The following is a 21582-nucleotide window of genomic DNA, read 5'->3' on the forward strand; positions in this document are numbered from 1 at the left end:
AAGTTCGGCTCAGATGGCTCCAGGGCTCCCCAATGCTTCAGTCCGCGAACCGGCGATCATTGGGGTCGGCGATTCACGCGATCCGGGGGCGCGTTCAACAGCAGCTTCAGGTTGGGCCAGCACCAGGAAAATGCCGAGTATCAGGTACGACAACGCCACCGTTTCCCTGTTGAAGCTGTCATCGAACAACGCCACCAGCGTTACGCCAATGAACATGGCAATCCAGAGGTTCAGAGGTTGGATTTGCGCCGACCTCCTTCCATAGCAAGCAACAAGCTTCTGCCGGTCCGACATTGCGGCCAGCGGAAGGCTGAACCAGAACACGGTAAAGGAGATCAGGCCGACCACGCCGGTTTCGAAGAACATTTCTACGAACGCACTATGCGCAAGCAGGACGAATGGGCTGTAGAGCGCCGTTTGACCGGGGCCGTATCCAATCAGCGGTTGTTCGAGTGCAAGCGTGGACAGATAGTACCAATGGTAAATGCGCCAATGGACGGAGCTCGGAGCCGTGCGCCAATCCCAAACCGTGTAGTTTCCGCTCAAGATATAATCCGGAATCGAGCTTAGCTCCGAAAACGATGCTCCAAATGGAGATGTCCATATGACGACAACGAATGCTGCAGCGAACGCCGGCAAGAGGGCAGGCCGCTGAGCAAAGATATATATGGCGAAGGTTACCCCGAGTAGCGCGACCCCAGTCCTTGACGCAGCGAGGGCGAGGGCGACGAGAAAGAACAGATAAACGACAATGTCATTGTATCCCATGGAGAGGCGTAGTTTGCGACGCGACAGCTCGCAAAGGAAGAAGACCAGCACCAATTCGAGACTGAAGGATACCGGGTGCGCCGAGGGCCCCGCCGCTCGTGCATGCTTGTCGTATGGCGATGCGAGCTCGGTATATCCGGCCAGGTATTGGAACAATGCGATCGCCGACATCAGAAACAGCAGAACCATAAAAACACGATGGATGTTCGGGCAAAAGCCGGGAGATTGATAAATGGAAGAGACCAATATCACAAGCATGAACAGGTAGACGTACCTGATGATTTCGTACCACGCGGCGTATTGATCGATGATGCTCCTCGTATTGACGACAAGCGACAGTACGGCAGTGGCCGTGAAGACCGACAAGCATATTAACAGCGTGAAGAGTCTCCGGTGTATCCTGACATCGCGCATGTTCCAGGCTGCCACGAGGCCGACCGCGACGATGATCAACGAAAGAGTCGATGAAATGCCGGTGCCGTACAGACGATCAATTCCGTTGGAGAACGATCTCACAAAAACAAAGAAAAGAAAGAATGTCAGGAGGGCATTCATCTTGAGCGCAACTCCGGCTCAGTCAGGGGTCGAAAGACAGCCCGAATATCGGCGCGGCGTCGCGCCGGCTGGGGACGCTTCCAGCGCAAGGCGGCCAGCACGTGCTTGCCGCCACGCCACCCGAGCAACGCGCTAGGCTGCATGGGGAGGGGCGGTCCGGCGCCGCACGTCCTGGTGTGGCTCGATGGCTCTGCGATAGCATCCGAGCGTTCGTTCGGCGACAGAGTGCCAGTCCTCTCGCTCTGCCAACCAGCGGCGCGTTTTCTCGCGGAGTTCGGGCGGCCACGGACTGCTTGCAAAGAACGCCAGGCGACCCGCGAGCGCTGATACGTCTCCCAAATGGAAATAGTGCGAGTCGTCTAATCCGATCTCCAGAAGAGCGGGAATGTCACTGGCGACGACTGGCAGGCCGAAACTCAAGGCCTCCAGCAGCGCGATCGGCAAGCCCTCGTGCGAAGAAGGGAGGACGAAAATGCCGGCATGGGCGTACAGCTCCTGTAGCGCGATGCCGTACTGAAAGCCTGCCACGACTGTCCCAGAGGTCGCCTCGGCGCGCGCTGTCACCTCCGCGGTATAGGCATTGGGATGTTCGGATGTCCCGACCAGCACGAGCTTCCATTCGTCGAGCCTGGCAGCGGCAAAGGCCTGAATCAAGTCGAGGTGCCGTTTCTCCGGAACCAGCCGGCCCACCGTCAGCACATATCGTCCCGGCGTAAGCCCGAACTTCTCGAGCGCTGAGGTGCTACTTGGTACGTCGGGCAGGGTGATGCCGTTTGGAATAAGGTCTGAGTTCAAGCCGTACTTGTCCCGCACCAGCTTCCGAATGGTCTGCGAGATCACGATGCGGCCGTCGGAGAACCGCATGCCCCAGGCTTCGCCAGCGTGCAGAACCGCCTTGGCCAGTCGGCCCCACTTCTCGCGGTCGTAATCCGGGCCATGATGCGTCACGACAACATGCAGTCCCAGCAATCGCGCGAGCGGCGCCATCAAAGCCGGCCCGATGGCCTGGATGTGCAATACGTCCGGTCGTTGCCATGCGGCGACCAGCACGCCGAGAAACGAATGCACAATCGTCTCGAGGCCGGACGCTTTCGGGCACCATACCCGCTGGTAGCGCACTCCGTGCCACTCGTCGCCACGACTGGGCGGCATATACGAGGAGCGGACGATCACTTTGACATCGCACCCCAACTTCTTGAGATGGGGACACAGATGCTCCGCGTGAGTTTCAACCCCTCCCTGCACATTGGGGAATCCACGCAGGCCAAGCATGATTACCCTCAGTACGAGATGATCCGCACTCACTACAAATTCCTCCTAAAATCTACAAACTATTCATGGACTCCTTGCGCCATTTACCGCTGCCGCCACCACCGAGGTTCGCCCCGGCAGCAGTGATCGGTAGACGGCAATCAGCTCGGCGTTGTGCTTGTCGAGGGAGAAGTGCTTCTCTACACGAACCCGTCCGGCGGCCCCCATCTGTGCGCGGAGCTCGCCGCTGCCCATGAGGCACTCGAGATGGGTTCGAAGCTCGTCGACATTGCCGGGCTCGAACAGAAATCCGGTCTCCCGGTCGTTCACGAGCTCAGGAATGCCGCCAATGCGGGTCGCAATGATGGCCTTGCCCTGCGCCATCGCCTCCAGGACCGACATCGGGCAATTCTCGCACCACTCCGAAGGCACAACCACTACGGATGCTTCGGCTATTGTTGTGCTCAGCGTGTCTCCGGAGAGGTGACCCGCAAACTGCACGTTTCGTGCAAACTGCGACTTCAAGTCATCAGTCAGCGGGCCCGTGCCCGCAATGACAAGTGGCCACGAACATCCCGCCGCCTGATGGGCACGCAACAGCGTCTCAGCACCCTTGCCCGGTGCGAGCCGGCCGCAGTAAAGAACGTATCCGTTGTCCCGGCCGCGCGGCGAAATGTTCCTGACATCCACGCCGTTGTAGAGCAGCACCGTTCGGTCTGGGGAGAAGCGGCGGGATACCGAATCCTGCATGAAGAGACTTGGTGCGATAAAGCGATCCACTTTCTCGTAGCTTCCGAGCCACTGTTGCGTGACCGCTTCGAGGTAAAGCGTGGCACTCTGCGCCAACGAGCCGTCGGAACAACGATGCGTCAGCACGTGATGGAAGCCGCCGGTGAGGCACAGCGAGCACAATTGGTTTCCGAGCGCTCGCGTGTGTACCGGACAGACCGGCTTCGTATCATGCAGCGTCAGGACAACCGGGATTCCGCGCGACTTGGCGACGCCGACGATCGATGGCGTCAACTGATGATAGACGTTGTGACAGTGCATCAAGTCTGGTCGCGTCTCGTCGATCAGCGATGCGAGCTTGCTTACGGCCTCGCGCGAGTGGATCAGCGCGAGGGCGCCCCTTATCCTGGCAAGGTAGCCGCCGTTGCGATAATCCTGGCGAGACACAAAATGAGTCGAGTAGGGTGACTCGATATTCCGCTCGTGCTGCATTGCGAAGTCAATGACTTCCACCCCGCTGCCCGTCAGGAATGCTCGTTCCTGAAACAGAACGGTCTCTGCGCCACCATTGTTGAAGAGGTATTTGTTAGCGAGGAGTACCTTCATTAAGGAGCCGTTCCATCGATGCGCAGATCACAACAGCCACCCGCGCCTGGTGCTTTTTGTGCTCGACAGAAAAAGGCTACCTTGAAAGCTATCCGAGGCAGGTGGCGCATTCAGGGTGGGATGGGCGAATTGAGGGGTACCTATGAGTGAGTACCGGTGTCGCAGTTGCGTAGATGCAGCGGTTCCACGATAAATAGGCAATGCCTGCCAGTGCCTACGAGACGCTCACTGTTCTCACGATGGACAATTTGAAGATGAATATCGGCAGCGCGCCGCGCGTGGAATTAAGCCGGCCTCAGATTCATGTGGTGAATTCTCTGACCAGCGGTGACGAGGGGGCGCCGTGAGGCAGAGTTTCAAGGCAGCCGTATTCCAGGCGGTGCGTTGGTCCGGACTGACGCCAGCTCTGCGCAAGATTTTTGCAGGCAGAGCCGCTATTCTGATGTTCCACGAGGTTCAGCGGGATTTCCGCTCAGAACTGATGACCGGAACGTCAGAGGACTTGTTTGAGTATTCGCTCAAGTGGCTGCGCCACGAAGGGTGGGAGATCGTCAGCCTGGAAACATGTCTTGAGCGGTTGGCAAATGATTCGCAGCCGCGCCGCTATGCTGTGGTTACCTTCGATGACGGTTATCGAGACAACGTTTCGACGGCGCTTCCGATCCTCGAGCGCAACAACGCCCCGTTCACGGTCTACGTTCCTACGGGCGCTCCGACGCGGACGCTGCAGTCATGGTGGCTCGGCTTGCGCGAAGTTCTTCGCTCGCGAGACACCGTTACCATTGACGCGATGGACATCCGGTTTTCCTGTCCCGATCTGAACAGCAAGGCGTCGGCCATGAGCAAGGTAGCGAAGTGGGTTCACGAAGATTATAACCGGGCCGAATTGCTCGCCCCGACGTTCCGCAATGCGGGTGTATCTCTATCGGCCTTGAACGACGTCTATTTCCTGGATGAACGCGAGCTTCAAGGCTTGGCGCAGCATCCTCTCGCTTCAATTGGCGGCCACACGGATTCCCACCCGGCACTGGCCTGTCTGGATGCAGCCTCTGCGCGAGCCGAAATGGCGGGCAACCGCAGCTATCTGGAGAATTTGCTTCAGAATCCCGTCCGGCATTTCGCCTATCCTTACGGCACCCCCGGAGCGTGTGACACTCGGGAGGAACGTCTTGCGGAGGAAGTCGGTTTTTCGACCGCGGTGACTACGCGGCATGGGCAGGTGTCCGATCGCAAGCCAAATCCACTGGCACTGCCTCGTATCGGCGTGGGTGGACAATTCGACACAAAGCTTGCGTTCGAGGCCCGAATGAACGGTATCCAGTCGGCGATGCACGGACTGCTGGGTCTTAGCTAGCAATCTTACACTCTGGTGATGGCGGTGAGCCGCTCGTGCGTGAGGCACGAAATCAGATCGCTCGGGCTCTCAATCTATGAGGCGCTCCGCCAAGATCATCCGTAGCGACGCCCGGCGCGCTTATGCGCGACCGGCAGCCCGTTCCATCCACTGGTGGAAGCCGCTCCCTGGTGGGCAGGTTACGAAATTGTAGCCAATTTTCGGGTTCGTCTTGACCCTGTCCAGAAGGCCGAGTTCCTCGACCTTCGTAATTGCCCCGTCCATAGCGATGGAGAAGACCGGAAATCCTTCGGTATCGAGCATGTACCTCGTGGTCGTGTGGCTCCGGTCGTTGCCGTGATCCTCGTAGATGATCAGCGTATCGCGCTTTAGCACTTCGCGCGCCCCTTTGAAGGCCGAGATTTCCGCACCCTCGACGTCAAGCTTGACGACGAGCCGATCGCGGTCGGTCATCTGCAGCTGCCGTGCCAGCGAATCAAGCGTGATCGATACGACCGGTTCGACGTGCTTTGAGCGCATACCTTGCGACGTAACGATGTGTCGGGCGTCATGAGATCCGTCGTCGGAGAAGGACAACATCTGTCCGTCAGTCTCGAACAAGGCCTTGCGGCAGATCTCGAAGCGCCGATCGTTGGCGCTACGGTTCTGCTCGAGAATCGCGAGCGTTTGCCGCGATGCCTCGACAGCTATTGCGCGCTTGCGACCCAGCATTTCCGACGTGACGAGAACGGACCAGTACCCGATGTTGGCGCCGCAATCGAAGAACGTGTAGTCGACATCCTTCAGCCGCAGCAGAAGCATCGCTATGTCTGATTCGTAGGTACGATGGGGCTGACCGACAAAAAACGCATTCCAGTAGGCGTCGTCCAGCTCAAAGTACAGGCGGCTACCGTCCGCGAAATGGACGCAAGGCGTCTGGGAATGGATGAACGGACGGACCGCTCGCATTGCTAGTCCCATTCCACGCCCCGTACTCCGCGCAACAATCGTGTGCAGAAGCTTCACCAGCCCGATCGAAATCGGGTTTCCCGACACTTCGTAATCGAATGTATCCTGGTCCATGAGGTGCCGTCTCTCGCGCCCAATTCCGATTACAGCAGTCGCGTCCTCGTATGGCAACGAACGCATTCAACTATCTCCCCGAATCACGCACGTCGTGTCCCGACCGCCGCACGCGCGGCCGCAAGTCGAGAATGGTCGCGCCGGTTTCCGGCCGCACCGCGTCCATGAGCGGTTCGGATGGGCCTCGCCGCATTGTGCGCCTTACTAGCGCAATGAGCGTCGTGGTGGCCGTGATATCGATCCCCTCCGCGGCGTACATGTAGGCCGCTGTCCATACCCTGGTTGCCACGCCTGCGCAGGAGCCAGCAACTGCCGCTCCTAGAGCCCCAAAGGCCCAGGTCGCGCTGATCATGGCCAGGAGTCCCACGGCCCAGGTTGCTACCACGATTTGCATCGCGGCCCGCTGGTGTCCGGTCATATTCAGTGCGATAGGGCCGATGCCGAAGTATGTCGAGATTAACAGGCCGATTGCCAAGACCATCAGGACGCTGTAGGCGCGGGTGAAGTCGGCTCCGAACGTCATCAGCGCGAGGTCGCCGGCGGCCGCCAATGTTGCAACGCAGCCGAGGACGGCGACGAACGCAGCCAGTGACGCTCCTGATGTGATGCGTGTGATTTCCGCATGACGATTTTCATCGAACAAGCGTGCCATGAGGGGCGCTGCGGGTACGCAGAAAGTTGCCAGAAAGAAATCAAGCAGGAACGCGATCCGGGTGGCAGCGTAGTAATATCCGCCGGCTTCCGGGCCGACCATCACCGAGACGATGATGACATCTATCGTGCCGCCCATCACGCTGGTGATGCTGGTTACCCAGAACGGTCCCGAAGTGGAAAGGATGTCGCCAATCCGATCATTCGATCGCTTCACCGCCACGGTGAATACGTTATAGCCCTCTGCGAGGCGTCGTAGGTAACCGTTCTGAGCGGGGATCAGCGCGACCAGGATGCCGGTCGCAATCATCAGAACGTCTCCCGCCTGCAGCGGGCGGCCAAACGTCGAGAAGAGAACGCCGCTCAACAGAATGATGAGCAACCGCCACAAAACATCCTTGGTCATAAGCGCGAGGTTGACGGAACCGAGCGCGCGCCCCAACGAGCCCTGCATTTCGATCAAGGCCAATGGCAAGATCAGCAGCACGCTCGTGCAGTATTGCCACCGTCCGAATATACCATCGCGGCCGTGCGCGACGACGAACAAGAGGAGAGAGACCAGAGTAACGGCAATGCTGCCGAGACACGCCAAACGAACCTGCTTTGCAACAATCGAACCGATCTCTGGGAAACATTTCCGGACGGCGATGCTTGGTATTTCCCGCAGCACGCGAAACTGCTGGCCGAAGAGGCCGACCGTGGAGGCGACGACCGCGAATGTCATCAGCGACATGAGCGCCCCGTATTCCTCTATGGTCATCATCCGCGCAAAACTCACGCCGAAGAGGAAGGACACGGCGGCGCCCGAGCAGCGATAGACCATAGCCAGCCATGACTGCCGGAGGATATTGCTGAGCATGGTCACCGATCCGCCGGACGCCTGAAAAAAGCTCGTCATTGCGCATTCCAACGTTGGCTAACGCTACGCGACGCCCAGCGATTGTAATCGAGCTCTTCGCGGGCGGATGGTGGGTTGCGCACTGACTGAAGGTTCAAGAGCCAATTTTCCATCGTGTGGCGGATTGTCGCATGATAGAGGCCGAATGTAACTTCGTGGATGCGGAGGGCATTCGGCCCTTCCGGACTACCTACTCCGGTGGCCGTAACGAGAAACATGCTGCCTTCATCGCGATGAAGGCGGTTCGCCGACGAGCATTGTTCGACGGGTGATGTACGGGGCGTTTCAATCGAGCTTGCGGTATCGCGATCGGAGCCAATTCATGCGACTATAAGTCAGGATTGGCCTCCTTGTAGGTGTGTTGCTTCTCGACCTTGAACGAACCATCGAAATGGGGCTTGACGCCGTTCGCCTTGAGCCCCTGGACGACTGCAGTTCCTCCGGATGCGGTGGCTGCAGACCTGCGCGCGGGCGCGCGTTCCCGGTCCGACCTGTCGCGCAGCAATCCTATTCCGATCCCCAGGAGCATGCCGCCGAGGATCGCTGATCCAAGTATCAAGCGGGCGTTTGGCGAGCTGGCCGTGTAGGGGTGAGACACCCCCGTGAGCAGACGAGCCTCGAACACCGGCGCGGATTGCTGCTGCATGGCGTCCATGTAACGCAGCATCCGGAGGAAATTGTCATACGTTCTGGTGGCGGCGTCCGCCGTGGCTTCCAGTTCGCGGAGTTCGTCTTGCGTCGCTCCGGTCGATTGCGACGAGGGTGGACCTGCCCCAGCGGTGTTCGCGGGAGCCGCGACGCCATTCCTGGCCCTGTTGTAATCCGCTACGGCCTTTTTGGCAGTCGACGCCTGGCTGCTCAGTTCGTTGACACGTTCCTTGACCCATTTCTCGTTTTGCAGACCCCATTTGTATTTCGCGTCCATTTGCGTCGTGATGTAGGTCTCTACGACGGTGTCCAGGACCTGCGCTGCCCGATCGGGATCGGCGGAGCTGAAGGCGAGATCGACTATGTAGGTGAGGCCGGCGCGCTTCACCGAGAGCTTGCGCGCGAATGCTTCCATCGCATCACGCGTGACGACGTCCGTGTCCGGTCTGCTCCATCCGAGCAGCCGGGACGTCGACCGACCGAGTCGGTGCAGGACGCCGCCTGAGAATTCCGGATCCCCCGCCAAACCGAGCTTCGCGATCGCCGCGCGAGCGACGCTCTCGGACCTCAGGATTGCGACCTGACTCTCGACGGCCGTCGTTGCCGACGCCGTGTCGTTGGAAGAAGTCGTCTTGGCGTCGACGATGAGTTGCGCGGTTGCCGTAAACGTCGGAACTGCGACAACGAGATAGAGCAAGCCGGCGCCAAACATCAAGAAGCACGTCAGCAGTATGATCGAGAGGCGGCGGCGCAAGAAGGCGAGACCCTCCGCCACGAATTCGGCCGGCGAACCAAATTCAGGCGGCATCGTGTCCTGAGGTGCCGAATTGTCAGTTCTGTGAGATTGCAGCATTGTCTCGAACCTGCAGTTACTGGTGGCCTACCGAAGCCTCCGCCGATCAAACGGGAACGGGATCGACTGCAATGCCCTTGCGATCTTGCTGTACGGACTGCATGCAGCAATCGTCATCGCGCTAGAAGGCATTCCAATAGACCTTTCTGGAGAAGAGGGTCATGACGATGATCTTGAGATCGAGAAGGAATGACCAATTGTCGATGTAATAGAGGTCATGCTCGATACGACGTTGCATCTTCTCCAGGGTGTCGGTTTCGCCACGATAACCGTTGACCTGTGCCCAGCCGGTAATGCCGGGCTTGACGTTGTGACGGCGGGAGAATGACGAAATCAGCCGGGCGAAGCTCTCGTTCTGCGAGGTCGCGTGCGGACGAGGCCCGACGAGTGACATATCGCCGACCAGCACGTTGAAGAGCTGTGGAAGCTCATCGATATTGGTGTGGCGCATGAAGCGTCCCAACCGGGTCACACGTGGATCGTGTCTGGTCACCTGCTTGAAATTGTCGCCGTCCTCCGTCACGGTCATCGATCTGAATTTCAACACGCGAATAGTCTCGTTGTTGTAGCCGTGCCGCGTCTGACGAAATAGCACCGGCCCGGGCGAATCGAGCTTGATTGCGATTGGAATGATGACGAAGAGGGGACTGATGATGACAAGTCCGGCAATTGCGGCCGCGATGTCGAAGGCTCGTTTGATCGCCCGGTGGAACGGCGTCAGGGGAGACTGGAAGATGCGCATCGTCACCATGTTGCCGAATTGCGTGATGCGCGACACGGCCATGAGGTCGATTGCACCGACCGGGACGACGTGAACGTCGACCGGGAGCTCTGACAGGGCGCCGGCGAGCGCGAGGGCCGCCCGAACATCCGATTCCGAAGTCAGAATGACAATGTCATCCGCTCGCAGGGGCCGGCACTCTGCGATCAGTTCGCGGACATGGGATAGCACTTCGACCGCCCCGAAGTGCTCCGATGCCGAAGAGCCCTTGCGAAAGGTCGGCAACTCGAACGAGCGAATGGTCCGGATTCCGGTGGCGCTTACTCGTGCGGAAAAATCCAGGCAGTGGCTCGGTTCACCTATGAGGATGACGCGCCTGGCGTCGATCAGTCCGGATGCGATGGCAGGCTGCAGCAACGAGAAGCATATTGCCCGCGCGAAGAGCACCATGACGATAACGCTTGCCGCCTGGGCCATCACGGTCGCGCGCGAGTAGCCGTCCGAGATCTTGAGAAGAAATATCGTTGAGATGAAGAAGGAGAATACGAAGAAGACGGCGCTGACGCCGCTCCATAGGAAGATGTGGCGGGGCTGCGTCTGGATCCGCGAATACTGCCGGAGCCCAACGGATACGAGCAGTTGCAACGTGGCAATCAGAAGAGATTCCAGGATGTATTTGGGAGTGTCCGGATAGTCGAGCGCAAGGACCAGCCGATAATAGAGGACGGCAGCGGCAAAAGCCCCGACGGCTACGAGGAGGAACTCGGCGCCTGCCGCCAGTACCAGCAAGGCGGCCAATCTGTTCTTGCCAAGGTCAGCCGCAATCGCCTTGCGGCCAGTGACCGAATGCGCCGAACGCTCGGTAGGGGCCGGCGAATTGGTGAAAAACGCATAACTCACCGGTTACTCCCAAGCAGTCCGTCACGCAGTCCGTCCCCCTGACAAAAACATAGCATTCGGGTCAGGAGGCGGATTGGCAATAAATGGGTAGCCGGGAGTAACTACGATGGTCAGTTGAGCCGAGGCGCTGCGGGATTAGATTGTCGATCAATCCGTGAGACCGAGCCATCGAGCACGCCATGCCGCACGCCAAGCTGCGTAATTTCCTCCGCCTTGACAACCGTCGCGGTCAACCAGGCCATTGTGTCAGGTGGGGCCTGGTGGCTGTTGGCCTGACGATTTCCGCGCAGGCGAAAGCCGAATATCGAGTGAGCGTCGGAGATGTTCTGGAGGTCGCGGTAGCCGGCGTGCCGGAACTGCGGCAGCGCGCGCCCGTCCAAGTCGATGGCAATATCTCTTTGCCGCTGGTCGGGATGGTCCCGGTCGCCGGCCTGCCGTTGCAAGAGATTCGGGCCAAGGTCGGGGCCGCAATGACGAGCAAGGTCTTTCGACAGAGGACCGTGGACGGCCGCGAGGTCGTGGTCGTGATAGATGCAGATCAGGTCACGGCGATCGTTGCGGAGTACAGGCCTGTTTACGTCAACGGGGACGTGTCGAAGCCAGGGGAGTATCCTTATCGTCCCGCGAGCACCGCGCGCCAGCTCATCGCCATGGCGGGTGGCTACGACATCATGCATATCAGGATGAACAACCCGTATCTCGAGTCGGCCGACCTGAGAAGCGAGTATGGTTCGCTTTGGACAGAACTCGCCAAGGAACAGGCGCGTATGTGGCGCATCAAGAGCGAGCTCGGGGAAGGGACGCAGATCAATCCAAGCGCTTCTCTTGCCGACCTGCCGATAGCCCGGTCGGCGGTTTCGGAAATCGTCAATGCGGAAGCCGAATATCTGAAGACGAAGCAGAGTGACTATCAGCAGGAAAAGGCGTACTTGCAGCGCAGCGTTCGGCAGGGAGACGACGAGGTCCGCGTGCTGTCGGAGCAGCAAAAGAAAGATGAAGAAGGACTTCAGTCCGACGTCGAGGACCTTCAGAAAGCGACCGACCTGTTCGGCAAGGGATCGTTGATCAGCCCTCGCGTGACGGATGCGCGTCGCGCGGTTCTGCTGTCGGCGACCCGGAGGCTGCAAACCTCTGCGCAATTGCTCCAGGTCAAGAAGTTGCAAGACGAGTACGCCAGACGGTTGGCAAAGCTCGACGATCAGCGGAAGCTTGATCTGTTCCGTGAGCTGCAAGAGACCAGCTTAAAGCTCAATCAGATTCGCGAGAAACTGCAGAGCGTCGGTGAGAAGCTTCAATACACTTCGATGGTTCGATCGCAGCTCGCACGGGGAGCCGGCAGTAAGCCGGATATTGCTATTATCAGAAAGAGCGAGAAAGGGCCGGAACGGATTGTCGTGAACGAGGATGCCGAGTTGCAGCCGGGTGATACCATCGAGGTCTCGCTGCGATACCAGGATGGTCCCGACGCGGCACCCCGAAAGCTGAGCAGTTCAAACGTTCCGGTCGTGATAGGCCGGACCGACGTGACCGCGGCAGACTCGCGGCGTGACAGCAGGTGACAAAGCCGGAAGCGGCAGAGTGATCGGGATTGGCACGTCGAGAAGACACGAGCAGCCACGGAGTTTGATGCCGCTTGTCCGTATATTTTTAGCCTATGCGACGGTGTCGCCGCTTAGGCATAGGCATAGGGTAATTCCGCTTGATCTGAACCTTGAATATTTTGTGACTTTTGCCGTTCTCGATCCGCTGTTCCGCTTCGCTGCGATCTGAACTTACAGAAGGGGCAACCTCCTTGTGCGGCTTCGTTGGCATCTTTGGATTTAAAGAATCGCTCGAGACGGCGCGCGGCCGGGCGCTCGAGATGGCCAAAACGGTCAGGCACCGCGGGCCAGACTGGAGCGGCATTTATTCCAGCGACGGCGCAGTGCTCGCGCACGAGCGCCTTTCCATCGTCGACGTGGAGCACGGCGCTCAACCCCTTCTCGACGTGACCGCGGGTCGCGCTTTGGCCGTGAACGGAGAGATCTACAATCATGTCGGTTTGCGCGCGGCGCTGAAGCTGCCGCACGCATGGAAAACGAAGTCCGACTGCGAAATCATCCTGTATCTCTACGACGAGTACGGCCCTGCCGTGTGCAATATGCTGAGTGGAATCTTTGCATTTGCCCTCTTCGATGAGCGCAGTGGCGATTTCTTCGTCGCCCGAGACCACATCGGCATTGTTCCGCTTTACATCGGATGGGGCAGCGACGGCACGACTTACGTCGCGAGCGAAATGAAAGCCCTCGATGGCGTATGCGAGACGATCCGGGAGTTTCCTCCGGGACATCATTACAGCGCCAAGGCCGGAAAGTTCGTCAAGTGGTATGATCCACAGTGGGCACATACTCTTCCAAGCAGGAAGGTGTCGCTGCAGGAGCTCCGATCTTCGCTCGAAGCTGCGGTCAAGCAGCAGATGATGTGCGATGTGCCTTACGGGGTGCTTATTTCCGGCGGGCTCGACTCGTCGCTTATCGCGGCGCTCGCGGCGCGCCACCGCTTCAAGCGGATCGAGTCGGGAGAAACCGAAGAGGCATGGTGGCCGAGGCTGCACTCGTTCTCGGTCGGCCTCGAAAACTCACCTGACATGAAGCATGCGCGAGACGTCGCAGCTCACATCGGCACGGTCCATCACGAGATTGTTTTTACCGTGCAGGAAGGATTGGACGCATTGCCGGACGTGATCCGGCACCTGGAGACCTTTGACGTCACCACCATTCGTGCCGGCACGCCGATGTATCTCATGGCGCGCAAAATCAAATCAATGGGCATCAAAATGGTGTTGTCCGGAGAAGGCGCTGACGAGGTATTCGGCGGCTATCTCTACTTCCACATGGCGCCGTCAGCAGAAGAATTCCACGACGAGACTGTCCGAAAGATCTTTGCGCTCAGCAAGTATGATTGCTGTCGCGCGAACAAGGCAATGGCGGCGTGGGGGGTCGAAGCCCGTGTGCCCTTCCTGGACAAGGAATTCCTGGACTACGCAATGTCGATAAACCCCGCCGAGAAGATGTGCCCTGGCGAGAAAATCGAGAAGGGCATATTGCGGGAAGCATTTACCGATCTGTTGCCGCAAGCGATCTTGTGGCGTCAAAAGGAGCAGTTTTCCGACGGGGTAGGGTACAGCTGGATTGAAAGCTTGAAGCATCAAGCCGAGAATAAAGTCTCGGATCAGATGCTCGCAGAGGCTAGCAAGCGCTTTCCGCGGCAAACGCCGACGTCCAAAGAGGGATATTTCTACAGGACCATCTTTGATGGCATTTTCAACAACCCGACAGCCTGCCTGACTGTGCCCGTCGGTCCTTCGATCGCATGCTCCACGCCGACCGCGTTTCTTTGGTCTCAGCAATTTGCGAGCATGAATGACCCATCCGGAAGGGCCGTGAAGGGGATCCACGTTCAGGCCATTGATCATGTTCGGTCAGTTGAAAACCTCAACAGTTCGAAGGCCCCATCGGGCGAACGGGTTGCAGCGGCGGAGTGAAATCGTCCTTCAAGTGAATTTCAGATTCCACGCAGCGTCGCCCGGTGTTCGGCGGAATGACGCCTGCCGGATTTCGTGGGTGAATCCGGCGCGCCATATGCTGCGTCGGTCGCCGCGACCCGGCGCGGATGCCGAGACCATTCAAAGCCCGGCCCGCCGCGCGAAGCGCCGGCACTTGGCCTTTCTGCAAGCAACGCCAGAGCGACGCCTCAACGCCGCGTCAGGATCATGACATCGATGCGACCACCTCAAGCATCACTTCGGTCGCGCCGCCGGCGATGGAGAGGACGCGGGCGTCACGCGCGACGCGCTCGATCGCGCTCTCGCGCATGACGCCCATGGCGCCGTGGAACTGCACGCAATCATACGCGACCTCGTTGACGAGCTCGCCGCAGATGGCCTTCAACATCGAGATCTCGCGCAGGCAATCGTCATCGGCCGCCATGCGCCAAGCGGTGGCATAGAGAAACCCGCGGCTTGCCTCCACTTTCGCAGAAAGCATCGCGAGCCGTTGACGGATCGCCTGCATGTCCCAAAGGACGCCCCCGAATGCCCGGCGGGTTTTCACGTAGGTGAGGGTCATGTCGATCGCTGCCTCGGCCATCCCTATCGCCATGGCGGCGAGGACAAGGCGTTCGTTCTGCAAGTTGCGCATGATTGAGTAGAAGCCTTGTCCCTCCGCGCCGAGCACGTTGTCGGCGGGGATGCGGCAGCCGTCGAAGACAAGTTCCGCCGTGTCGGAGGAGCGCCAGCCGAGCTTGTCCAGCTCGCGCGCGACGCTGAAGCCTGGCGTTCCCTTCTCGACGAGGAACATCGTGATCCCGTTGCTCCCGGCCGAGGGATCAGTCTTGGCCGCGACGCAGTAGAGATCCGCGTGGACGCCGTTTGTGATATAGAGCTTGGTGCCGTCGAGCACGAAAGAGTCGCCGTCCCGCACCGCGCGCGTGCGGATGGCTTTCACGTCCGAGCCTGCATCCGGCTCCGTGATCGCGATCGCGGTGATCACCTCGCCGCTGATAATGCCCGGCATCCAGCGCGCCCGCTGGGCTTTGGTCCCGTCGTGAAAGACGTACGAGGAAGCCATGTCGGCATGGACGAGCATCGCGTCGGCGGCGCCGCCATAGGTCGAGCGCCCGAGCTCCTCGGCGAAGACCGTTGACGCGACAGAGTCCATTTCGGCGCCACCATACTCAGCCGGGTAGCGGATGCCGAAGAAGCCGAGTTCGCCCATGCGGCGCAGGATCGAACGGGGAATGAACCCGTTCTCTTCCCATTGATCCGCGCAGGGCTTGATTTCCTCCTTGACGAACCGGCGGACCTGGTCCCGCAAGAGCTCATACTCCGCCGCCATCCAGGGCAGCTCCGGCTCTCGTGCCGCGTTCCAAGCTTTGTCCATCATCTTCATCCGATCTGCTGCGAGCCTGACTCAAAGGCTCCTGTCCCGCCCAAGACCAGGCGGAGACCTTTCGGCTAGAGTTCGACCTCCTCTCTCGGTCCCTCCGAGAGGGAAGGGGCATTGGAATCGGCCACCCAGCGCATTCCGTCGATGACTTCCGCCAGTTCGGCCAGTGTCGGCCGCTCAAAGAGGTTGCGAAGCTGCACGTCGACGCCGAAGATCTTTCGCATGCGCGACACCGCCCGCACCACCAGGAGCGACTCCCCGCCCAGTTCGAAGAAGTTGTCGTGGCGTCCGATCGACTCGAGCTTCAGGAGTTGACACCATAGAGCGGCCAGCGCCTTCTCGGTCTCTGTCGAGGGGGCGGCGAAGACCTGCGCCGGCTGGATGTTTTCCGCCGTCGGCTCGGGAAGCGATGAGCGGTCGATCTTGCCGTTGGGCGTGAGCGGCATCCGCTCGAGGCGAACGTAGTGCGTCGGAATCATGGACTCCAGCAGTTCTTCGGCGAGGTGCGCGCGCAGGTCCGCCACGGTCAGGGGTTTCGACGCAACATAGTAGGCCACAAGTCGTGCGATGCCGTCTTCGGGCGTCGACGGTTCGCCATGGCCGATTTGGGCCGTTTTTTGTGTCGCTCCTTTCGTCATCGAGGTGACGACGGCGCATTCGTGAACGTCCGGGTACTTGAGAAGCCGTGCTTCGATCTCGCCGAGTTCGATACGGGTGCCGCCGACCTTCACCTGATGATCGGCGCGGCCGAGAAATTCCAGGCGTCCTTCCGAGTTCCAGCGGGCGAGATCGCCCGTTTTATAGAGCCGCAGCTTCGAGCGCCCATCTCGGGGATCGGTGACCGTACGGAAACGCTCGTCGGTCAGATCGGGGCGATTGAAATAACCTCTCGCGAGACCGTCGCCGGCAATGAACATCTCACCGATAATCCCGGGGCCGGTGGGCTGATATTCTATGCTGAGGACGTAGATGCCCGCATTCGCGGCCGGAACGCCGATCGGCACCGATGCGGATTGATCCCGATCGGTGTCGAAACGGTGAATCATGCAGCCCACCGTGGCTTCGGTGGGTCCATACTCGTTGTAGATCTCGATAGGATGGGGAATAGCGCTGGTGATATCGCGAGCCAGCGCGGCCTTGAAGTCCTCACCGCCCACGATGAACTTGCGCAGTCTTGTGGTCTCAAGATTGCGGTCGCGGATCATCGCGAGATGAGCCGGCGTCAGCTTGATGATATCCACTGCATTGTCGTCGATCACCTTCAGCACGACCATGCTCTGCACTCCGGGATCGCCAAGATAGACCGTGATGCGGCCGCCGGTGATGAGTGGCGTAAAGAGCGTTGTGACGGTCAGGTCAAATGCGAGAGATGAGAAAAGGGGCCATGCGAGACTTTCGCCGGAACTGTACACCCGGGCGGCCCACCAGATGTAGTTCACCAGGCTTCGGTGCTCGATCTCGACGCCCTTGGGAGTGCCGGTCGAGCCGGAGGTGAAGATGATATAGGCGGCGCCGTCCGGCGTGGCAGCGGACGGTCGAGCCGAGGCCGGCTGATTCGAGATCGACGCGAGATCGGCGTCGAGTACGAGAATGTCGGCAAGGTTCGGGGGAATGCCGGAACGCAGGCGCGACTGGGTGATCGCCACGGGCGCCCGCCCGTCGGTCCCGTTGGAAATGTCCTGCAGGATTGTTGCGATACGCCCCTTCGGCGTTGCCGCATCCACCGGCACATAGGCCGCGCCGGACTTCAGCACCCCCAGGATCGCAACGACGACTTCAATGGAGTGCTCCATGAAGACAACGGCAATCCGGCCCGGGCCCACGCCGGTCGAGCTCAAATACGCGGCCATCTGGTTGGAGCGTTCGTCGAGCTGCCGGTAGGTCAGCGTTGCATCGCCAAAGCGGATCGCTTCAGCGTCAGGACTACGCGTCGTCTGGTCGCGGAAGAGATCGATGATCGTCTTGTCCGACGGATAGCGTGCCGCCGTGGCGTTGTAATCGACAACCAGCGCCTGATGATCGGAATCCTTCAGCAGGGGAAGCGCTACGCCCTCCGGCGCGATAGGTAGGACTTCGTTCATGAAATACGCTCCCGTCGGGAAAACTAAAAACGAAAATCACGTGTTCTGCTTCTGGGTTGCCTGGCGATAGAGGTCTGCGATGGCAGGTGCGTCAGGTTCCATCAGCATCGAGGCTTCGTTGCAGTCATCGGGCCCGAAGTAAAATTCGGCATGCGGCACTACTTGTAGCCATCGGTGTGGCGCGGCGCCCGATCGCAGCCAGGCTTTGTTGGGAAGGATGATGCAAACCCGACCGGAATACGGAGTGGGAGTGTAGCGCTGAAAAGCCGCGATCGCCGTGGATTTGAGCAGAGCCCTGCTCGCCAATACCGGGTCTGTCGCGACAGGCTCATTGCTCTTGCCAACGAGGGGTACGAGGGCGCGGACGTGCTCGCGCAGGCGACTGCCGAAATATCGGAGACGGGCGCCGAATGTCGGCAGCTTCGCTGTCTCATGCAGGAACGATTCCGCCTTGCCCCTGGCAATGAAATACAGCCGGCGCGGCCATTCCCCATAGGTGGTGGGGTGAAGCGGGCCAAACAGCGCAACGCATGAGACCTCGGACTCGCGCTGTCCCAGGATTCTCGCCAGTTCAAAAGCTGTTGGAGCGCCCGAGCAATAGCCGACGATGATGTACGGACCGGTCGGCTGATATTCGACGATCTGGCGGGCGAAGTACTCGGCGATATCTTCGACGCGATCCATCGGCTCGCTCTGCCCATCGAAGCCAGGCGGTTGGAGGGCGTAGAACGGTTGATCGACGCCCAGGTGCTTCGAGAGGTCCAGGAATGAGGACGGTGCCCCGACATGACCGGGGACTGCGTAAATGGGTATGCGTGTGCCGCGAGACTGCAACGGAACGATTGCAGACGGTTGCTTGGCCGCGGCCGTGGCCATGTTCAGAAACGCGATGATCTCGCCCTTCCGCCCCTGCAACTGATCGCGAAGCTCCGCCGTCAGCGCGCCGGCCGGGGCGTTGCAGCGCAGCCGGTCGCCATCCACCCAGACCTTGATGTCCTTGACCGCGAGGTCTGCGAGCAGCTCCGAAAACTGCATCACGTGCGCTGACATCGGGCTTTTCATCGATGAAGCTGACATTTCCTGTTCCGTGCGCCATCGCGGTGACTTCGACTCCGGATGACAGTTTATTTCCGGACGACCACGCTCCCAACATATCCAGGTTGCGGTACGAAGCTTCGGACAGCCCAATCCCTTTCATCCCAGGAAATCGGCTGTCCCAAGCCACACCCCAGCGCCTTGGAGACAGCCTCCAGCCGGGTCCAACGCTGGAGGAAGCCTTCCAGCCGGTCTTCCGGATCGAGGGCGGCGTAGGACTCGTATTCGGAGGTGGAAAGGCAGAGCGCTGCGATCTCGTCCGCTTCGGGCACAGGGAGGATTGCCTCGATGTCCACGCCGACCTCTTGCCTGATCGAGAGGGCGATGACCGCTACTTCTCCAGATCGCGAGGCGCTGAAGCGCACGTCGCGGGCGGGCATGCGGCGGGAGAGGTGGGGTTTGCCCAGCCGTCCATATTCCAGCTCGATCTCTGAAGGCGAAATTCTCAGTCTGGAAGCGAGGACCTGGCGCAGCTGCCCGCGGCTAACAATGAAGCGGCGGCGATCGCGCTCCAATCTCAATCCCGCGGCGCGCCGATGTTCTTCCTCGTTGAGGCAAGCGCTTAGCTCCCGGATGACGTCCTGCTCCACATGGAGCATGAATGCCAGGACCTCCAGACCATCATGCTCGAGAACCGGCGTGATGACCCCGGGTCTCAGCTCAACTGCTTTGTCCAAAAAGCTCAAAGGGGCGGTGCCGGCTCCGCGAGCCCCACATTCAAGTTTGCGATAGCCTCGCCCGTCAAAGGAACGACTATTTTCCCACTCGCTCTGTTCACAGGCACCCGTGCGAAAAGCCATCACAACTTGCTTTCTATTAGCCTCGATCCGGATTGCCGCCGGTAGGTTGCGAACGGTATTGCGATGGGCATTCGAGCGGACTGCTGATTGAAATTTTAATCGCGCACCGCCATGGCTCAATGGACCATCGTAATTACCCATTTTTTGCCAGTTCCCGTCCGGTGCCACGGATCGGACTGCTTGAGTTGAGTGACCTGGTGGCAAAGTGCCGCGTCCTTCCGCCAAAAGCGCAAGCGGCGGAATATTCCTGGGGGAATCGGACCGCTAGACGGTCAATGGATGCAGTCCAGGCGTCAGCGCCTGCCCCGGCCGGCAGTCAGAGGGGGAGAAGCACCGACATGGCCACATCGCTGACCTGGACATTGGTTCTCGCCAAGGAGCCCAAGCCGATCGACTAGGAGCCAGCCCCGAATACGGAATACAGAGCCGCGGTCTTTTTTGGAAGATTCGTGGCAATGGTCCGTAGCATCCGCTTGGCACTGCGGAGCTTGGCCTCGATGTGGCGCTCTGGACTGTCTCTGCCGACAGCGATCCACGCCATGGCCTGCTCCCTGTTGGCCAGATGGGACTTGTGCCCGCCGCCACCGGCCAGGAAGTCGTAGCCGCTTTCCCCGCGTGCAATGCTGTCCTCAATAGCCAGCACATGGCTGACGAGCCCGGGCTTGAGCCGGCTATCGCTCTCATAGAGAAAGCCGCTCTGGTAGTTCAGGACACGGCCGTCATGCACGAAATTGTACACGACCCCAATTGTCTCGTTCCCAACCAGCGTCCGTGAGATACGAACGGCCCCCGTCGGGACTCCGCGCGCAATCAGCTCCTCGTGAAACGGACGGAAGCCGGGATTGGCGAAGGCTCCCCTGCGTCCCCATCGCGACCGATGAAAGTCGCCCAGCAATTCGAATGCGGCGAGGGCCTCCGTCGTCGTTTCCATGATCCGGAGTTCAACGGGGCCGCGTTCGGCATACAGCCGCATGGCGCGGTTTACGGCCTGGCGCGTACTGCGGCCCAATGTGGCGCGATAATCCCCCCCGCGCTGGCGGACCGGGGCAAAATCGACCCACAATGCCGCATCAGCTTTTTTCACCTCGGTCACGAGCCCGGCCCGGCCTGCGGCGCGACTGGCAGTCGCCTCAAGGTCCGGATCAATTCCGGAGAGCACCAGCTGATCCGAGCGGTGCAAGCGGGACGTCAACGCATTGAGGCCTGCGGATATGATGGCATCGGATTGCTCTGCAAGAATACCGTTGTACTCGATGAACAATCGGTCGAAGCGAGTATCTCCCGTTTCATTGAGCAGCCAGCGCGTCCGCGCATGCGGCCCGAGACTCCACGCCCTCCGCCGGCAAATAATCGCCAGGCCAACGATCTTGCCTGATGACCGGGCCACGAGGACGTGTGGTCGCGCGCCATCCGGGATATGCCGCACCCAAGTGCCGATCCAGAGCCAGGACAGGAAGAACGAGTGAGTCACTCGCGCTTCGAGCTCCTTCCATGAGGATTCAAGCCACGCAATGCTCTCCAGGGCATCCAGGCTGACATCGGTAACCGTCTCAGGCATGCTTTCCCGTTCCAACGCCAGAGGGCTGAACGCGCGATGTGACGGGAATACCGAAGGATCGAGCTGCAATGTTCGCGCAAGATCCGATGATGGATGGCTCGTCACGCGCGGATATCCCTCTGGCAGA

General features: G+C 59.9%; 16 protein-coding genes. 4 read left to right on the plus strand and 12 right to left on the minus strand.

Features of this window, described 5'->3' with window-relative positions; all coding sequences use genetic code 11:
* Nucleotides 1-9: 9 nt before the first annotated feature.
* The 3 genes from J2R76_RS29810 to J2R76_RS29820 form a co-directional block, all read right to left on the minus strand.
* Nucleotides 10-1323, minus strand: coding sequence for an O-antigen ligase (locus J2R76_RS29810; RefSeq protein WP_076834826.1), 1314 nt, complete (start codon nucleotides 1321-1323; stop codon nucleotides 10-12).
* A gap of 132 nt (nucleotides 1324-1455) precedes the next feature.
* A complete protein-coding gene (locus J2R76_RS29815) occupies nucleotides 1456-2595 on the minus strand; it encodes a glycosyltransferase family 4 protein (RefSeq protein WP_076834944.1) in 1140 nt (379 codons plus the stop codon).
* A gap of 63 nt (nucleotides 2596-2658) precedes the next feature.
* Nucleotides 2659-3909: a glycosyltransferase family 4 protein gene (locus tag J2R76_RS29820; RefSeq protein ID WP_057021164.1), complete on the minus strand. Its 1251-nt coding sequence runs from the start codon at nucleotides 3907-3909 to the stop codon at nucleotides 2659-2661.
* A 200-nt stretch (nucleotides 3910-4109) separates the two neighbouring features.
* Between J2R76_RS29820 and J2R76_RS29825 the strand changes: the two genes are divergently transcribed.
* Both J2R76_RS29825 and J2R76_RS29830 read left to right on the plus strand, forming a co-directional pair.
* A complete protein-coding gene (locus J2R76_RS29825; RefSeq protein WP_158074249.1) occupies nucleotides 4110-4256 on the plus strand; it encodes a hypothetical protein in 147 nt (48 codons plus the stop codon).
* Nucleotides 4253-5263 carry a polysaccharide deacetylase family protein gene (locus tag J2R76_RS29830; RefSeq protein ID WP_244559018.1) on the plus strand — a complete coding sequence of 337 codons (1011 nt, stop codon included), beginning with the start codon at nucleotides 4253-4255 and terminating at the stop codon, nucleotides 5261-5263. Before J2R76_RS29825 ends, J2R76_RS29830 begins: the two co-directional genes overlap by 4 nt.
* Nucleotides 5264-5383: 120 nt before the next feature.
* Here the strand turns inward: J2R76_RS29830 and J2R76_RS29835 are convergent, their stop codons facing one another.
* From J2R76_RS29835 to J2R76_RS29850, 4 genes are all read right to left on the minus strand, one after another.
* A complete protein-coding gene (locus tag J2R76_RS29835; protein ID WP_244559019.1) occupies nucleotides 5384-6325 on the minus strand; it encodes an FkbM family methyltransferase in 942 nt (313 codons plus the stop codon).
* 70 nt (nucleotides 6326-6395) lie between these two features.
* Entirely contained in the window at nucleotides 6396-7874 is a 1479-nt protein-coding gene (locus J2R76_RS29840) for an oligosaccharide flippase family protein (protein WP_244559020.1), read from the minus strand.
* A 328-nt stretch (nucleotides 7875-8202) separates the two neighbouring features.
* On the minus strand, nucleotides 8203-9330 hold the full coding sequence (locus J2R76_RS29845) for a Wzz/FepE/Etk N-terminal domain-containing protein (protein WP_076834827.1): 1128 nt from the start codon (nucleotides 9328-9330) through the stop codon (nucleotides 8203-8205).
* A 166-nt stretch (nucleotides 9331-9496) separates the two neighbouring features.
* Complete coding sequence (locus tag J2R76_RS29850; RefSeq protein WP_057021166.1) at nucleotides 9497-10996, minus strand: undecaprenyl-phosphate glucose phosphotransferase; 1500 nt, start codon at nucleotides 10994-10996, stop codon at nucleotides 9497-9499.
* Between the two features lie 179 nt (nucleotides 10997-11175).
* Between J2R76_RS29850 and J2R76_RS29855 the strand changes: the two genes are divergently transcribed.
* Nucleotides 11176-12555, plus strand: coding sequence for a polysaccharide biosynthesis/export family protein (locus J2R76_RS29855; RefSeq protein ID WP_057021167.1), 1380 nt, complete (start codon nucleotides 11176-11178; stop codon nucleotides 12553-12555).
* Between the two features lie 233 nt (nucleotides 12556-12788).
* Nucleotides 12789-14519, plus strand: coding sequence for an asparagine synthase B (gene asnB, locus J2R76_RS29860; RefSeq protein WP_076834829.1), 1731 nt, complete (start codon nucleotides 12789-12791; stop codon nucleotides 14517-14519).
* 226 nt (nucleotides 14520-14745) lie between these two features.
* Here the strand turns inward: asnB and J2R76_RS29865 are convergent, their stop codons facing one another.
* The 5 genes from J2R76_RS29865 to J2R76_RS29885 form a co-directional block, all read right to left on the minus strand.
* Complete coding sequence (locus J2R76_RS29865) at nucleotides 14746-15924, minus strand: acyl-CoA dehydrogenase family protein (protein WP_141341229.1); 1179 nt, start codon at nucleotides 15922-15924, stop codon at nucleotides 14746-14748.
* Between the two features lie 65 nt (nucleotides 15925-15989).
* Nucleotides 15990-18002: an amino acid adenylation domain-containing protein gene (locus tag J2R76_RS29870; protein ID WP_076834831.1), complete on the minus strand. Its 2013-nt coding sequence runs from the start codon at nucleotides 18000-18002 to the stop codon at nucleotides 15990-15992.
* 36 nt (nucleotides 18003-18038) lie between these two features.
* Nucleotides 18039-19079, minus strand: a complete 1041-nt coding sequence (locus tag J2R76_RS29875) for an alpha/beta fold hydrolase (RefSeq protein WP_244559021.1) — start codon at nucleotides 19077-19079, stop codon at nucleotides 18039-18041.
* 47 nt (nucleotides 19080-19126) lie between these two features.
* Nucleotides 19127-20038: a 4'-phosphopantetheinyl transferase superfamily protein gene (locus J2R76_RS29880; protein ID WP_244559022.1), complete on the minus strand. Its 912-nt coding sequence runs from the start codon at nucleotides 20036-20038 to the stop codon at nucleotides 19127-19129.
* Between the two features lie 253 nt (nucleotides 20039-20291).
* Complete coding sequence (locus tag J2R76_RS29885) at nucleotides 20292-21455, minus strand: GNAT family N-acetyltransferase (protein ID WP_076834834.1); 1164 nt, start codon at nucleotides 21453-21455, stop codon at nucleotides 20292-20294.
* Nucleotides 21456-21582: the final 127 nt, after the last annotated feature.

This window comes from Bradyrhizobium sp. USDA 4532 (genome assembly GCF_024171315.1).
Lineage (GTDB): Bacteria > Pseudomonadota > Alphaproteobacteria > Rhizobiales > Xanthobacteraceae > Bradyrhizobium > Bradyrhizobium australafricanum.